The sequence below is a fragment of the Micromonospora echinofusca genome (assembly GCF_017614955.1).
Lineage (GTDB): Bacteria > Actinomycetota > Actinomycetes > Mycobacteriales > Micromonosporaceae > Micromonospora > Micromonospora echinofusca_A.
Window position 1 is genome coordinate 1 of sequence record NZ_WVUH01000027.1, and the last position, 15,973, is coordinate 15,973.

Below are 15,973 nucleotides of genomic sequence, written 5' to 3' on the forward strand. Positions count from 1 at the left end.
GGGCGGGGCCGTCGACGGCGGCGGCGCGCAGGGCGAAACGGTTACTCGGGGGGAGAGCAGGGGTTGCCGGCGGTGGCGGACGATGTCTGCGGATCGATCGATCCTGACCGGAACGACCTGCCAATGTGACTCAGGGTGACGAATTGCGGGTCAACTGTTTCTTCTGAGTAACTTTCGTCCGAACGGTTGTGGTCCTGCTCAGGGGCGGTCCGCAAGATAGGGGCGTGTCCGGCCGCCATCGCATGCATAGGGGTACCCGAGGAGCAGGCGCCGTCGCAGCAGCGACGGCGCTCGTTGTCGTCCTCGCGGGAGCATGGTTCGGATACCAGCGCCTCGTGCAGCCGGCCTGCTCCGGTCAGGTCCAGCTCACCGTGGCCGCCGCCCCGGAGATCGCGCCGGCCGTGCAGGCCGCCGCCGCCCAGTGGTCGGCCGACGGGGCCGCCGTCGACGGGGTGTGCGTCGCGGTGGACGTCACCGACTCCGACCCGGTCGACGTGGCCGCCGTGGTGGCCGCCCGGCACGGCGCCGTCCTGGCCGGGGTCGGCCAGGCCAGTGGTACGGCGGTCGCCCCGGACGTCTGGCTGCCCGACTCGTCCACCTGGCTGCTGCGGCTCAGGAGCGGCGGGGCGACGGCGTTCGCGCCGACCAACGGCGCGTCCGTGGCCCGCAGCCCGGTGGTGGTCGCCATGCCGGAGCCGGTCGCCACCCGGGCCGGCTGGCCGGACAAGAAACTGACCTGGGCCGACCTGCTGCGGGACGTGACCACCGGGACCGGGCTGCGGACCGGCATCGTCGAGCCGACCCGGGACGCGGCCGGGCTGGCCGGTCTGCTCGCCCTGGCCGGCGCGGCCAGCGCCTCCGGTGGGGACGCGCAGCAGGCCACCACCGGTGCGTTACGCGCTCTGGCCACCGGCCGGTCCGCCCTGCGTCAGGACCTGCTCGCCCGGTTCCCCCGGGCCGACGACGCCGCGTCCATCGCCGGCTCGCTGAGCGCCGCGCCGCTCTCCGAAGAGGACGTCATCGCGTACAACGCGAAGCAGCCCCCGATCCCGCTGGCCGCCCTCTACCTGGAGCCGGCGCCCCTGGCGCTGGACTACCCGTACGCGGTGCTGCCCGGCATCGAACCGGCCAAGGCCGCCGCCGCCGACGGGCTGTTCGCCGTGCTCAACACCGCCCAGTTCCGCAACCGGCTCGCCGGTCAGGGGCTGCGGGCACCGGACGGTGGTTGGGGGGAGGGCTTCCAGGCCCCGCAGGGCGCGCCCGGCCCGGGCGGCGCCGCCAGTCCGGCGGCGTCGGCGTCCTCCGGTGGCAAGGCGGCCGGATCCCCCGACCCGGCCGCTCTGGAGAAGGTCGTCTCCAGTTGGTCCATCGCCACCCAGTCCGGGCGGATGCTCGCGGTCATCGACGTCTCCGGGTCGATGAAGGAGCTGGTACCCACCGCCGGCAACGCCACCCGGGAACAGGTGACGGTGGCGGCGGCCCGGCGCGGGTTGGCCCTGTTCGACGACTCCTGGGCACTCGGCCTCTGGGTCTTCTCCACCGAGATGGTGGGCAGCCGCGACTACCGGGAACTGGTGCCGATCGGTCCGCTGTCCAGTCAGCGGAGCCGGTTGGAGGCCGCCCTGGGCACGGTCGCCCCGAAACCGAACGGGGACACCGGCCTCTACGACACGGTGCTCGCCGCGTACCGGACGGTGCAGGAGAACTGGGAGCCCGGCCGGGTCAACTCGATCGTGCTGTTCACCGACGGCAAGAACGAGGACGACAACGGGATCACCCAGCAGAAGCTTCTCAGCGAGCTGAAGCGGATCAACGACCCGGAGCGGCCGATCCAGCTGGTCATCATCGGTATCGGGGGCGGGACCAGTCAGGCCGAGCTGGAGTCGATCACGAAGGTCACCGGCGGCGGGGTCTTCATCACCGAGGATCCCACCGGGATCGGCGACATCTTCCTCAAGGCGATCGCGTTGCGCCCCAACGCGCCGCGCTGAGCCGGTGCCACCGTCGGTGGGCGGACCGGTGCCCGGAACCGCCGGGTGACCGGTGGTCCACCGGAAGCCGGGTGCAGGTTCCGTCACCTCCGGTGACGAATGAATACGGGGTGGCGGAAAAGTGACGGTAATCCGTCCGAAGTACGCTGCGGCGATAATGCGTACGACAAGATGTCGGGGTGCCCGGGACCACGGACCGCACGGCGGGATCCGGTAGCCGGTCACGGCACACCTGAGCGAGTGGAGGGGCCGGTGACCTCGGCGACCGTGTTGAGCCCCACGCGGACGCCCCGGGCGTCCGCTCCGGGGCTGTCGGCCACTACGGCCCGCCTCCGGCAGCGTGCCTACCTGCGTGGCCTGCTGGTGCTCGACACGGCCGTGCTGGTGCTGGCGGTCCTGGTCGGGTACGTCGCCCGGTTCGGTGGTGACGAGCCGATCGGCTCGGACATCCCCTACTTCCTGGTGGCGCCCGGCCTGGTGCTGGCCTGGCTGGTCTCGCTCAAGGCGCTGCGCTGCTACGACGACCGGGTGATCGGGTACGGCGCCGACGAGTACCGCCGGGTCAGCAGCGGCAGCCTCCGGTTGGCCGGTGCCATCGCCATCGCCGGTTACATCGCCGACGTGGGGGTGTCCCGGGGGTTCCTCGGCATCTCCTTCCTGGTCGGGACGATCGGCCTGGTGGTGGCCCGGTTCGCGGCCCGCAAGATGCTGCACAAGGCCCGGTACCGGGGGTACGGCTGGTCCCGTCGGGTGCTGGTGGTGGGGGACACCGCGCACGTGCTGGAGCTGGTGCACACCCTGCACCGCGAGCCGTACGCCGGCTACCAGGTGGTCGGTGCCTGCATTCCCGACGCGCTGCTCGCCCCGGTGCCGCAGCGGCTCGGCGACGTACCGGTGGTGGGCTCGTTCCGCGGCATCCCGGACGCCGCGCTGGCCGCCGGAGCGGACACCGTGGCGGTGACCGCCTCCGGTGAGTTGACCGCCACCCGGCTGCGCCGGCTCGGTTGGCAGCTGGAGGGGACCGGCATCGACCTGGTGGTCGCGCCCGCGCTGACCGACGTGGCGGGGCCGCGCATCCACACCCGTCCGGTGGCCGGGCTGCCCCTGATCCACGTCGAGGCACCGGAGTTCCGGGGCCTCCGCAAGATCATCAAGGGTTTCTTCGACCGGGCGATCGCGCTCTTCCTGCTCACCCTGGCCCTGCCGGCGCTGGCGCTGATCGCCCTGCTGGTCAAGCTGGACAGCCGGGGGCCGGTGATCTTCCGGCAGACCCGGGTGGGGCAGGGCGGCGTCGAGTTCGGTGTCTACAAGTTCCGCACCATGGTGGTCAACGCCGACGCCCTACTGGCCGAGCTGGCCGTCCGGAACGAGACCGACGGGCTGCTGTTCAAGATGCGCGACGACCCCCGGGTGACCCGCGTCGGCCGGTTCCTGCGCAAGTGGTCGCTGGACGAGCTGCCCCAGCTCGCCAACGTACTGTTCGGGCACATGAGCCTGGTGGGCCCGCGACCGCCGCTCCCCTCCGAGGTGGCCCGGTACGACGGTGACGTCGCCCGGCGCCTGCTGGTCAAGCCGGGCATGACCGGGCTCTGGCAGGTCAGCGGTCGTTCCGACCTGAGCTGGGAGGACGGCATCCGGCTCGACCTCTACTACGTGGAGAACTGGTCCCTCGCCTCGGACCTGACCATCCTCTGGAAGACCTTCGGTGCGGTGGTCAACAGCCGCGGAGCGTACTGACCCGGCCGGTGCACACCACCCGGGCCGCCCGCGTGGCCCGGGCCGGCCGGGAACCCGGGTCAGGGCTGCGGACCGGTCCAGTCCAGGCAGACCACCACGGCGTCGTCGTTCAGCTCGGCGGAGACGAACGCCCGCAGGTCACCCAGGAGCGAGCGGACCGCCTCCAGCGGCGCCATCGCCCCGGTCCGGCGGAGGAACCGGTCCAGGGCACTCTCGCCGTACCGGCCGGCGGCCGAGGTGGCGTCCACCACGCCGTCGCTGAGCACGAAGAGCCGGTCACCGACCTCCAGTTGGAACCGCTGTGACTCGTACTCCGTGCCGTCGAACATGCCCAGCGGGAACTGGGCGTCCAGCGGCTGTTCGATGACCTTGCCCTCGCGCAGCAGCACCAGCCGGGGCGAACCGGCGTCGACCACGGTCATCAGCCCGGTGGCCAGTTCCAACTCCATCAGCAGCACGGAGACGTGCTGCTCCCCCCGGTGGCAGGCGTAGACCGCCTGGTCCGCCAGGGTGGCCTGGTCGGCCAGGGCGAGTCCGGCCCGGCGGGCGTTGCGCAGCGCGTGGGTGGCCAGCGCGGTGAGCGCCGAGGCGGTCACCCCCTCGCCCATCCCGTTGACCGTGGACAGCCAGAGCCGGTGCCCGTCGTCGGACCAGTCGAAGCTGTCCCCGCGCACCGCGTACGCCGGCTCCAGCTGGCCGGCCAGACTGAACGAGGGCCGGACCCGGCTCCGCCCGGGCAGCAGTTCCCACTGCATCTCGGCGGCCAGGGTCAGCCGGCGGGTACGGGCCGCCACCGTGTACCGGTCGGTCCCGGCGTCGACGCAGTTCAGTTCGTGCGCGAGCACCGTGCCGATCTCGGCCAGTTCGGCGTACCCCTGCGGGTCGTCGGGCACCGGGGCCAGCCGCAGCACCCCCACCCGGTCGCCCCGGGCGCTCACCGGGAAGTAGCCGACCCCCTCGTGCAGCACCGGCTCCTGATGGTCGAAGCAGCGCCAGGCGGGGTGGCCGGGGGCGGTGAGGGCGTCCCCACCGGTCAGCGGCAGCAGGGCGGAGAGCCGGTAGTCGACCTGGAGCAACTCGGTGGAGGTGATCCCGTACCCGGTGTCGAGTACCACCGCCAGCCGCTCCACGAGCGCGTCGGCCGGAGACCCGGTGAGTGCCCGGCGGACCGTCGTTACCCGGTCGTACATCTCATCTCCCCTTGGCAGGCCCGGCGACCTGCGGTAGCGAGGTAGTCTCGGGCGCACCATGGCCAGAGAAAATGGTCCAGGCGGACCGGATCCGAGTATGGCCGCTGCGCTCGACGGCGTGGCGGGCGCCCTGCTGGCTGTCTGGGACGCGGCCCGGGAACACGCCACCAGCAGGCTGTCCGGCTCCCAACTGCGGGCGGTGATGACCGTCGAGCAGCAGGACGGGATCAACCTGCGCCGACTCGCCCAGTCCCTCGGCATGCTGCTCTCGTCGGCCAGTCGGCTCTGCGACCGGTTGGTCGCCGCCGGCATGCTGGAACGCGAGCCGGGCCGGACCGACCGGCGCGAGATCTCTTTGCATCTCACCGAGGCGGCCCGGGAACTCCTGCGGGAGCAGCGGGCGGAGCGGCGCCGACGGTTGACCGAGGTGCTCCGGGCGATGAGTCCGGAGGGACAGCAGGCGCTGCTGCGCGGGCTGTCCGAATTCGACGAGGTCGCCCGGGAGATCGCGGAGCCGGCGGCCCCGCTCGACCCGGCCGCCGACCCGTACCCGTCCGACACCGAGCCGCTGCCGCTCGACCCGGCCGCCGAGCCGGCCGGCCCGGCTGTCCCGGTCGGCGGGTTCGGTGACGTCCCCGAGCAGCTCCCACGGCGTCCGGTGCGGCGCCGCCCGGCCCGCCCGGCCGACCCGACCGCGACCGTCCGGTCGGCCTGAGAACGCCCGGGACCGGCTGGCACCGGCCCGGTTCCGCAGTCGGCCGGGTTCCGCAGTCGGTGCCGCCGTCGGCCGGTCCGCCGCAGCCGCGCCGCTCAGCCGGTCCGGCTCGCGGGTCGGATCGCCAGCATCGCGATGTCGTCGTGGGCCTGACCGCCCAGCCAACCGTCGAACCGGTGCAGCAGGTGGTCCACCAATGCTTCGGGTGGCAGGCCGGCACCTGAGGCCAGGGCCCGACGGAGCCGCCGTCCGCCGTACCGGTCGGTGCCGTCGGGGCCGCCCCGGGCCTCGGTCATCCCGTCCGTGTACGCCAGCAGCAGGTCACCCGGCGCGAGCCGGATCCCGGTCTCGGCGAACCGGGCCGTGGCGAACGCGCCGACCGGCATCCCGCCCACCGGTACCCGGTCGATCGTTCCGTCGGCCCGGGCCACCAGCGGTGCGGGATGCCCGCCCCCGGCGATCCGCAGCAGCAGACCGCCACCGGTGGTGGTCCGCATCTCACCCAGGAGCAGGGTGGTGAACCGGCTGCGCCGGGCGGCGTCCGGTGCGTCGAACAGCGCCCGGTTGAGCAGGTGCAGCAGGGCGCGCGGGCGTTGCTCGACCAGCCGCAGGGTACGCAACGACTGGCGGACCTGGCCGGTGAGCACCGCCGCCTCCACCCCGCGACCGCTGACGTCCCCGAGGGCGAACACACCGCCGGGCCCGGTGGGGAGGACCTCGTAGAAGTCGCCGCCGATGCGCAGGCCGTCCCCGGCAGCCCGGTACCCGCCGGCGAGTTCGACGCCGGCGAGGCGCGGCAGCGTCGGCGGGAGCAGGCTGCGGTGCAGGACCCGGGCCAGGTGGGCCTGCTGCCCGTAGAGTTCGGCGGTGGCCAGGGCCGCCCCCGCCCGGCTGGCGAACCGGTGCACCAGGTCGGTGTCCCGGTCGGTGAACCCCGGACGGTCGGCCCGGCGTACCACCACGAGGACCCCTGCGACCGCGCCGGCACCGGGCATCGGCACGGTCAGCAGCGCACCCGGCCGCCCGAACGTCGCCGGCAGGAGTGCGACCAGGCCCGCCGGTTCCGTCGTGGTCCGCCGGTCGACCCGGCCCGGCTCCCCGTGCAGGGCCCGGACCAGCCCGGGTACGGCGGTCGGGGGCAGCGTGGCCAGCGGACCGCTGACCGGCGCGTCGTCGTCCCGGGTGTACCGCAGCCAGCCGGGCTCTCCGGTGCCGCTGACCACGGGCTGGTGCACCACGATGGCGGCGTCGGCGAGATGGGGGACCGGCAGGGTGACCGCCTCGGCGAGGGTGCGTCCGTGGTGCAGGGACAGTCCGAGCCGGTGGTCCGCCTCGGCCAGGAAGATGGTCCGGGCCTGTTCGGCGCGGAGCGCGTCGGCACCGGCCTGCTCCCCGGTGACGTCCCGGACGTACCAGGCGGACCGCCCGTCGGAGAGCTGCTGGTACCGGCCGCTCAGATGCCGCCCGTGGTGCTCGGCCGTGAAGGTCGGGGTGCCCCCGGCGACGGCCCGGGCGAGTGCCGCCACCGCACACTGCCGCAGCGGCGCGCCGACGGTGACCTCGGGCAGCAGGACCCGGGCGCAGGCGTTGACCAGGGTGACCCGGCCGGTGGGGTCGGTGACGACGATCCCGTCGCGGAACGCGTCGAGCAGTTCGTGGGTTGCGGTCACCGCCGGTGACCGGGAACCCGGGTCCGCTGACCTGTACACATGCCTGGGTGACACTCCTCGGACCGCCTGCTTGCCTGACGGCAAGCGTACCGAGCGGTACCGGTCCCGCCCATCGCGCCGAACCGGGCACGCCCGCGTGCCCGTGCCGGTCGACCCGTGCGTCCGGCGGTTCGACCCGTACGTCCGGTGTCGCGCCGACCCGTGCCCCCGGTGTCGCGTCAGGCCGTGCCGGCCAGCCAGTCCGCCGGTTCCTCGACCACCCGGCGGACCACCGAACCGGCGGCGCCGACCACCGCCGCGTCGGCACCGAGCAGGGCGGCCCGGACCGTGACCGGGGACCAGGTGGCGGTGAGCACCCGACCGGTGATCTCCGCCTCGACCGGTGGCCGCAGCCACCGGGTCAGCGGCGCGTAGGCGCCCCCGAGGATGACGGTCTCGATGTCGAGCAGGTTGACGACCCCGGCCACGGTGACCCCGAGGGCGGTGCCGGCCTCGGCCAACGCCCGGCAGGTCGCCGGGTCCCCGGCCTCGGCGAGCCGGGTCAGCCGGGCGACCGCCGCACCGGCCGGCAGGTCGGTCCGACCCAGGCCGGCACCGGCCATGATCGCCTCCAGGCCGGCGTACGGCTCCAGGCAGCCCCGCGCGCCGCAGCGGCACGGCCGGCCGCCCGGTTCGACGGCGAGGTGCCCGATCTCGCCGCTGAAGCCGCGCGCCCCCCGGAACAGGGCGCCGTCCAGCACGATGCCGGCACCGATGCCGATCTCACCGGAGATGTGCACGAAACTGCGCGGGCCGGCCGGGGCGGCGTGCAACTCGCCCAGGGCGGCCAGGTTCGCCTCGTTCTCCACCACGAGGGAGGCGCCCGCCGGGCTGTCGATGCCCGGGTGTCCGGCGAGGACGGCGGGCACGTCCACGTCCCGCCAGCCCAGGTTCGGCGCGAGTCGGACGAGCCCCGCACCGCTGACCAGTCCGGGTACCGCGAGGACCGTGCCGGCGACGGTGAGGCCCTGGTGGGCCGCCTCGGTCCGGGCCGCCACCGCGAGGTCGGCGATCCGGGTCAGGGCGGTGGTCGGGCTGACCGTGCGCAGGTCGATCCGGTGCACGGCGTGGTGCCGTACCGTGCCGGTCAGGTCGATCAGGCAGGTGGCCAGGTAGTCCACGTTGATCTCCAGGCCGAGCCCGGCCGGGCCGTGGTCGGCGAGGACGAGCCCCTGTGCGGGGCGCCCGGCCCCGGTGCGGGGGGCCGGCGAGACCTCGGCGAGCAGGTGACCGGCGAGCAGGTCGTCGACGAGGGCGGAGACGGTGGCCCGGGTGAGCCCGGTGGTGGTGGCCACCTCGGCCCGGGACGGCGGGTGCGGCGCGTCGGCTATGTGCCGCAGCACCAGGGCGAGGTTGTGGGTACGCAGGCTGGCCTGCCGGGCCGGGTGCCCACCCCGGACGTCGGCGGCGGCCGGTCGGCGCCGGCCGGGTTCGCTACGGGACTGCTGCACGGCCTTGACAGTGTCACACTCCGACCAAATAATTCAACCGATAAACAAATCGTGGACGTTTCCTGGAGGTCACCGATGACGCTGCGGCCCACTCCCGCCGACAAGTTCTCCTTCGGCCTCTGGACGGTGGGCTGGCAGGCCCGTGACCCGTTCGGTGACGCCACCCGGGCCGCCCTCGACCCCGTCGAGGCGGTGCACCGGCTCGCCGAGCTGGGGGCGTACGGGATCACCTTCCACGACGACGACCTGATCCCGTTCGGCGCCGACGCCGCCACCCGCGACCAGCACGTCGCCCGGTTCCGCACGGCACTCGACGAGACCGGCCTGGTGGTACCGATGGTCACCACCAACCTCTTCACCCACCCCGTCTTCAAGGACGGCGGCTTCACCAGCAACGACCGCGACGTCCGCCGGTACGCACTGCGCAAGGTCCTGCGCAACGTCGACCTCGCCGCCGAACTGGGCGCCCGGACCTTCGTCATGTGGGGCGGCCGGGAGGGCGCCGAGTACGACGTCGCCAAGGACATCCGGGCCGCGCTGGACCGCTACCGCGAGGCCGTCGACCTGCTCACCCAGTACGTCGTCGACGCCGGCTACGACCTGCGCTTCGCCATCGAGCCCAAGCCGAACGAGCCGCGCGGCGACATCCTGCTGCCCACCGTCGGGCACGCCCTCGCCTTCATCAACGAGCTGGCCCACCCCGAGCTGGTCGGCCTGAACCCGGAGGTCGGCCACGAACAGATGGCCGGGCTCAACTACGCCCACGGCATCGCCCAGGCGCTCTGGCACGGCAAGCTGTTCCACCTCGACCTCAACGGCCAGCGCGGCATCAAGTACGACCAGGACCTGGTCTTCGGCCACGGCGACCTGCTCAACGCGTTCGCCCTGGTCGACCTGCTGGAGAACGGCGGCCCCGGGGGCGGCCCGGCGTACGACGGCCCCCGGCACTTCGACTACAAGCCGTCCCGCACCGAGGACTTCGCCGGGGTGTGGGCCTCCGCCGAGGCGAACATGCGCACGTACCTGCTGCTCAAGGAACGGGCCGCCGCCTTCCGGGCCGACCCCGAGGTGGCCGAGGCGCTCGCCGTCAGCAAGGTCGCCGAGCTGGCCACCCCGACGCTGGCCGCCGGGGAGAGCTGCGCCGACCTGCTGGCCGACCGGTCCGCCTTCGAGGACTTCGACGTGGACGCCGTCGCGGCCCGGGGCTTCGGGTTCGTCCGGCTCAACCAGCTCGCCGTCGAGCACCTGTTCGGCGCCCGCTGACCCGGAAGGGGAGAGCAGATGCCACTGGTCGCCGGGGTGGACTCGTCCACCCAGTCCTGCAAGGTGGTCGTCCGCGACGCGGCGACCGGTGAGCTGCGCCGGCAGGGGCGCGCACCGCACCCGGACGGTACGGAGGTCGACCCGGCGGCCTGGTGGCAGGCCCTGGAGACGGCGGTCGGGCAGGCCGGTGGGCTCGCCGACGTCGCCGCCGTCTCGGTCGCCGGCCAGCAGCACGGCATGGTCTGCCTGGACGACACCGGACAGGTGGTCCGGCCGGCCCTGCTGTGGAACGACACCCGCTCCGCCGGGGCGGCCGACGAGCTGATCGCCGACCTGGGCGGCGGCGACGCCGGCCGCCGGGCCTGGGCCGGAGCGGTCGGCTCGGTGCCGGTGGCCAGCTTCACCGTGACCAAGCTGCGCTGGCTGGCCCGGCACGAGCCGCAGCACGCCGACCGGGTCGCCGCGGTCTGCCTGCCGCACGACTGGCTGACCTGGCGGCTGGGCGGCGCCGCCGGACCGGCCGCGCTGGCCACCGACCGCAGCGATGCCAGCGGCACCGGCTACTGGTCCCCGGCGACCGGTGACTACCGGCCCGACCTGCTGGAACTGGCCCTCGGTCGGCAGCCGGCCGTACCGTCGGTGCGGGGGCCGGCGGAACCGGCCGGTGCGCTGCCGCACGGTGCCCCGATCGGGCCGGGCGCCGGAGACAACGCCGCCGCCGCGCTCGGCGCGGGCGCCGAGGCCGGGGACGTGATCGTCTCCATCGGCACCTCCGGCACCGTGTTCAGCGTCGCCGACGTGCCGACCGCCGACCACACCGGCACCGTCGCCGGGTTCGCCGACGCCACCGGCCGGTACCTCCCCCTGGTCTGCACCCTCAACGCGGCCCGGGTGCTGGACGCCGCCGCCGGGATGCTCCGGGTCGACCTCGACGAGCTGTCCGACCTCGCGCTCGCCGCCCCGGCCGGCGCGGACGGACTGGTCCTGGTCCCCTACCTGGCGGGGGAGCGGACCCCGAACCGCCCCGAGGCCACCGGAGCCGTGCACGGCCTGACCCTGCGCACCGCGACGGCGGCGCACCTGGCCCGGGCCGCCGTCGAGGGGATGCTCTGCGCGCTCGCCGACGGCTTGGACGCGCTGCGCGCCCAGGGGGCCGAGGTGCGCCGGGTGGTCCTGGTCGGTGGCGGGGCCCGCTCGGCGGCGGTCCGGGCCGTCGCGCCCCAGGTCTTCGGGGTACCGGTGCTGGTTCCGCCGCCCGGGGAGTACGTGGCCGACGGGGCGGCCCGGCAGGCCGCCTGGGTCGCCCTGGGCGGTGCCGCGCCGCCGACCTGGTCGACCGGCCGGACCGAGCGGTACGACGCACCGGAGGTTCCGGCGATCCGGGCCCGGTACGCCGAGGCCCGGGAGCGGATCGTCGACCAGCTCCGTCCCTGACCCCGGGGGGCCGGCTGTCCGATTCCGGGTAAACGACTGTACGGCTGATGGATGCTCGCCGATGATCGTTGCGTGTCCCGCACCGAGCTGCCGTCCGTCCTCCAGTACGACGACGCCGATACGCCCTGCGACATCATCGACGCCCTGGCGCTGGCCGATTTCATCACCGGCCGGCACCCGTGGGCGGCCACCGTCCGGCTGGCCCGGCTCCGCCCCGGCGCGGCACTGGTCCCGGAGCGGGCCGAGGTGCTGCGGACCGCGACCGACCGGCAACAGTGGTCGCAACTGGCCCGGGGCGACGGCTGGCTGGTCCGGGCGATCCGCTGGAAGGGGCGGGGCGCCGAGGTGACCGTGACCGCGGTCGACGCGGAGACCGGTCAGGCGGTCCTCGACGGGATCGTCGACGGCGCGGCCGAGCCGGCCGACGAGGAGAGCCTGCCGGTCGGTTTCTGGCACAAGAACCCGCGCCGGGGTGCCCAGCGCGACACCCGGCAGATCGCCACCCCGGACTGGGCGACGATCCGGTCGAACTACCCGGCCGCCGCCGCGCAGGGCCTCGACCGGTTGATGGCCACCGGCCCGGACGACGTGGTGGGCCGGCTGCTCCTGCTGCACGGCCCGCCGGGGACGGGCAAGACCACCGCGCTGCGGGCCCTGGCCCGCGAGTGGCGCCGCTGGTGCCAGGTGGACTGCGTCCTCGATCCGGAGGAACTCTTCGGCGACCCGGCCTACCTGGCCGAACTCGCGGTCGGCGAGGACGAGGACGGTAGCGGGGAGACCGACCGGCGGTGGCGGCTGCTGATCCTGGAGGACTCCGACGAGCTGATCCGGGGCGAGGCCCGCCAGGCGGCCGGTCAGGCGCTGTCCCGGCTGCTCAACCTGACCGACGGGCTGCTCGGCCAGGGGCGGGACGTGCTGGTCGCGATCACCACCAACGAGGACCTGGCCCGGCTGCACCCGGCGGTGGTCCGGCCGGGCCGCTGCCTGGCCCGGATCGAGATCGACCGGCTGTCGTACGCCGAGGCGACCCGGTGGCTCGGCACCTCCGCCGGGGTGGCCCCGGCTGGCGCCACCCTCGCCGAGCTGTACGCGCTGCGGGCCGGCCGCGCGGCGGACGCCGCCACCCCGGCCGAGATCGGCGGCTACCTCTGACCGGCCGGCGACCCGTCCCCGGCCTGCCGCGACCCGTCCCCGGCCTGCGCTGGCGCGACGGCGCGGCTGCTGGTTGAGTGCCCTGCATGACCAGTGGGAACGCGGCGCACCGGCTGTACAGCGTGGTGGTCTTCGTGCTGCTCGCCTCGCTGGACAACGTGGCCATCGGCCTGGTGCCGCCGTTGTACGGGTCGATCGCCACCGACCTCGGCGTCGGCACCGGCCTGATCGGGCTGGTCACCGCCGTCACCTTCCTGGTCAGCGCGGTCGCGGCGGTGGCCTGGGCGTACGTCGGGGACCGCAGCAACCGCAAACCGCTGCTGATGGCCGGCACGCTGCTCTGGGCGGTCGGCACCGCCGGCAGCGCGTTCGCCCCGAACTACCCCACCTTCCTCGGCGCGCAACTGGTCGGGGCGGTCGGGCTCGGCGCGGTCGGCTCGGTGGGTTTCTCGGTGGTCACCGACCTGATCTCCCCCCGGCGGCGCGGGCTGGTGATGAGCTTCTGGGGGCTCTCCCAGGGCATCGGCACGCTGGCCGGCACGCTGCTCGGCGGGCTGCTCGGCTCCGCCGACTGGCGCCGACCGTTCCTGCTGCTCACCGGGGTCGGCCTGGCCGCCACCGTGGCCTACCTGTTGACCTACGACATCCGGCGCGGCGGCAGCGAACCGGAGCTGGCCGGGGCGCTGGCCACCGGTGGTGAGTACGACTACCGGATCAGCCGGGGGGACCTGCCGCGCATCCTGTACCGGCGGACCAACCGGTGGCTGATCCTCCAGGGGCTGACCGCGCAGGCCGCCTTCGGTTCGCTGGTCTGGCTGCCGGTGCTCTTCGCCGAGCGGGCCCAGCAGCAGGGCTACTCGACCGGTACGGCGACCATGGTCGGCAGTGTCTTCGCCACCCTGTTCCAGCTCGGCGGGGTGTTCTCCATCGTCGGCGGGCTGGTCGGTGACGCCCTGCAACGCCGTACGCTGCGCGGCCGGGCCCTGGTCGCGTCGGTCGGCATCCTCGCCGCCGTGCCGTTCTACCTGGTGCTCTTCTTCGTGCCGATCCGGATCGACGTGCCCGACGGCGCCGGCGCCGGCCAGGTGACCGGTGCGGTACTCGCCAGCGTGGTCACCGAGCCGACCGTCGGGTTCAGCCTGCTGGCCGCCGTACTCGCGCTCGCGCTCACCTCGGCCAACTCGCCGAACTGGTTCGCCCTGATCGCCGACGTGAACCCGCCCGAGCACCGGGGCACCGTCTACAGCCTCGGCAACCTGGTCAACGGGGTGGGCCGGGCGGCCGGCAACGGACTGGTCGGGCTGGCCTTCACCCGGTTGGGTGGGCTCTTCCCGCCCCCGCTCAACTTCGCGGTCGGCCTCGCCGCGTTCCAGCTCTTCTTCCTGCCCACCGGGATCATGTACTGGCTGGCGTCGCGGACCGCCCCCCGGGACATCACCGACGTGCACGACCTGCTGCACGCCCGCGCCCAGAACCTGTAAGGAAGGGCCCCTTCTTATCGCTTTCGGTAGAGGAAGGGGCCCTTCCTAACACCTGGGCACAATCAGGCGCGGTACCAGACCGTCACGTCGGCCGGTACCAGCCGGTCACCGTCGAGCGGGCCGCTGGCGTGCACCACCTCGGCGGAGTCCGGCAGCGGTACGGGCGCCGGGCCGAAGTTGGTCAGCACGGTCACCTCCCCGTTGCGGAAGGTCAGCACCTCGTCGCCGGACTCCAGCCAGTACAGCGTGCCCCGGCCCAGCCCGTGCTCCCGGCGCACCCGCAGCGCGGTCCGGTACATCTCGTACGTCGAGCCGGGCACGCCGCGCTGCCGGTCCCGGGCGTACTCCGCCCAGAGTTCCGGCTGCGGCAGCCAGCTCGCGTCGGTCGGCCCGAACCCGTACGAGGGCGCGTCCGCCTCCCACGGGATCGGTACCCGGCAGCCGTCCCGGCCCCGTTCGGTGTGGCCGCTGCGCTCCCAGGTGGGGTCCTGCCGGGCCTCGTCGGGGAGCGTGGTGTGCTCCGGCAGCCCCAGCTCCTCGCCCTGGTACAGGTAGGCCGAGCCGGGCAGCGCGAGCATCAGCAGGGTGGCCGCCCGGGCCCGGCGCAGGCCGAGGGCGGCGTCCGGCTGCGGGTCGCCGATCCCGATGCCGTTCGGTCGGGGGGTACCCACCGGCAGCCCCAGCCGGGAGGCGTGCCGCACCACGTCGTGGTTGGACAGCACCCAGGTGGTGGGGGCACCGACCGCGTCGGTCGCCTCCAGCGAGCGGGTGATCACCGCGTACTGGGCCGGCGCGGTCCAGGCGGCCAGCAGGTACTCGAAGTTGAACGCCTGGTGCATCTCGTCCGGGCGGACGTAGGCGGCCAGCCGCTCGGCGGGTTCGACCCACGCCTCGGCGACCAGGATCCGCCCGCCGGGGTAGCTGTCCAGCACCCGCCGCCAGTCCCGGTAGATCTCGTGTACGCCGTCCTGGTCCCACATCGGCGGGCGCGGCTTGTCGATCTCCCGGCCGGAGAGGATCTCCTGCGGCTCGTGCCAGTCGGCCAGGTCGGCCTGCTTGATCAGGCCGTGTGCCACGTCGACCCGGAATCCGTCCACCCCCCGGTCGAGCCAGAACCGCAGGATGTCCAGGAACTCGGCGCGGACCTCCGGGTTGTCCCAGTTCAGGTCGGGCTGGGCGGTGTCGAACAGGTGCAGGTACCACTGGCCGTCCGGTACCCGGGTCCAGGCCGGACCGCCGAAGACGCTCCGCCAGTCGTTCGGCGGTTGCGCGCCGTCCGACCCGAGGCCGTCCCGGAAGACGTACCGCTGCCGGGCCGGGCTGCCCGGCCCGGCGGCGAGCGCCTCGGTGAACCACCGGTGCGCGGACGAGGTGTGGTTCGGCACCAGGTCGACGATGACCCGCAGGCCCCGTTCCCGGGCGGCGGCGATCAGCCGGTCCGCGTCGGCGAGGGTACCGAAGAGCGGGTCGACGTCGCGGTAGTCGGCCACGTCGTACCCGGCGTCGGCCTGCGGTGACGGGTAGAACGGCGAGAGCCAGAGGGCGTCCACGCCCAACTCGACGAGGTGGTCGAGGCGGGCGGTGATGCCGGGCAGGTCGCCGATCCCGTCCCCGCCGGAGTCGGCGAAGGAGCGGGGGTAGATCTGGTAGATGACGGCTTCGGTCCACCACGCGGCGGTCGCGCCACCGGCTGGCTGCTGGTTCGTCTCGTGGATGTTCAGGGCCCTCTCCCGTATCTCGTTGCCGACTCCCGCCCAGTGTGCCCGGGCGGGGGCCGGGTGAATCACCCGTGACCGGCCCCGTGCGGCGGGTCCACCGGTACGCCCCATCATCATCGCGGTCGGTCCGGG

Annotated in this window: 11 protein-coding genes; 7 read left to right on the forward strand and 4 right to left on the reverse strand. The window is 74.1% G+C overall.

The features are described from left to right. Window positions 1–242 precede the first annotated feature (242 nt). On the forward strand, window positions 243–1,991 hold the full coding sequence (locus GSF22_RS05605; RefSeq protein ID WP_208811666.1) for a VWA domain-containing protein: 1,749 nt from the start codon (window positions 243–245) through the stop codon (window positions 1,989–1,991). A 252-nt stretch (window positions 1,992–2,243) separates the two neighbouring features. After that, window positions 2,244–3,728, forward strand: coding sequence for a sugar transferase (locus GSF22_RS05610; RefSeq protein ID WP_307803750.1), 1,485 nt, complete (start codon window positions 2,244–2,246; stop codon window positions 3,726–3,728). Window positions 3,729–3,787: 59 nt separating this feature from the next. On the opposite strand, the gene GSF22_RS05615 is transcribed toward GSF22_RS05610, so the two are convergent. After that, window positions 3,788–4,918 carry a PP2C family protein-serine/threonine phosphatase gene (locus GSF22_RS05615; protein WP_208811668.1) on the reverse strand — a complete coding sequence of 377 codons (1,131 nt, stop codon included), beginning with the start codon at window positions 4,916–4,918 and terminating at the stop codon, window positions 3,788–3,790. A gap of 97 nt (window positions 4,919–5,015) precedes the next feature. Here GSF22_RS05615 and GSF22_RS05620 point away from each other — a divergent pair, with 97 nt between their 5' ends. Then, window positions 5,016–5,633 (forward strand): MarR family winged helix-turn-helix transcriptional regulator, encoded by a 618-nt coding sequence (locus tag GSF22_RS05620; protein ID WP_208811669.1) that lies wholly within the window; start codon window positions 5,016–5,018, stop codon window positions 5,631–5,633. Between the two features lie 95 nt (window positions 5,634–5,728). Here the strand turns inward: GSF22_RS05620 and GSF22_RS05625 are convergent, their stop codons facing one another. Both GSF22_RS05625 and GSF22_RS05630 read right to left on the reverse strand, forming a co-directional pair. Next, window positions 5,729–7,303, reverse strand: a complete 1,575-nt coding sequence (locus GSF22_RS05625) for a PP2C family protein-serine/threonine phosphatase (RefSeq protein WP_208811670.1) — start codon at window positions 7,301–7,303, stop codon at window positions 5,729–5,731. A 218-nt stretch (window positions 7,304–7,521) separates the two neighbouring features. Beyond that, the gene (locus GSF22_RS05630) at window positions 7,522–8,709 is read right to left on the reverse strand and encodes an ROK family protein (RefSeq protein WP_208811695.1); all 1,188 of its coding nucleotides are present in this window, start codon (window positions 8,707–8,709) and stop codon (window positions 7,522–7,524) included. Between the two features lie 159 nt (window positions 8,710–8,868). On the opposite strand from GSF22_RS05630, the gene xylA reads away from it, so the two are divergent. The 4 genes from xylA (at window position 8,869) to GSF22_RS05650 (ending at window position 14,123) form a co-directional block, all read left to right on the forward strand. Next, on the forward strand, window positions 8,869–10,056 hold the full coding sequence (gene xylA / locus GSF22_RS05635; protein WP_208811671.1) for a xylose isomerase: 1,188 nt from the start codon (window positions 8,869–8,871) through the stop codon (window positions 10,054–10,056). Between the two features lie 18 nt (window positions 10,057–10,074). Further along, window positions 10,075–11,490: a xylulokinase gene (gene xylB / locus GSF22_RS05640; protein WP_208811672.1), complete on the forward strand. Its 1,416-nt coding sequence runs from the start codon at window positions 10,075–10,077 to the stop codon at window positions 11,488–11,490. Between the two features lie 72 nt (window positions 11,491–11,562). After that, window positions 11,563–12,642 (forward strand): DUF5925 domain-containing protein, encoded by a 1,080-nt coding sequence (locus GSF22_RS05645; protein WP_307803752.1) that lies wholly within the window; start codon window positions 11,563–11,565, stop codon window positions 12,640–12,642. An 86-nt stretch (window positions 12,643–12,728) separates the two neighbouring features. After that, entirely contained in the window at window positions 12,729–14,123 is a 1,395-nt protein-coding gene (locus GSF22_RS05650; RefSeq protein ID WP_208811674.1) for an MFS transporter, read from the forward strand. Between the two features lie 62 nt (window positions 14,124–14,185). Here the strand turns inward: GSF22_RS05650 and GSF22_RS05655 are convergent, their stop codons facing one another. Next, complete coding sequence (locus tag GSF22_RS05655; RefSeq protein ID WP_307803756.1) at window positions 14,186–15,838, reverse strand: glycoside hydrolase family 13 protein; 1,653 nt, start codon at window positions 15,836–15,838, stop codon at window positions 14,186–14,188. Window positions 15,839–15,973 lie beyond the last annotated feature (135 nt).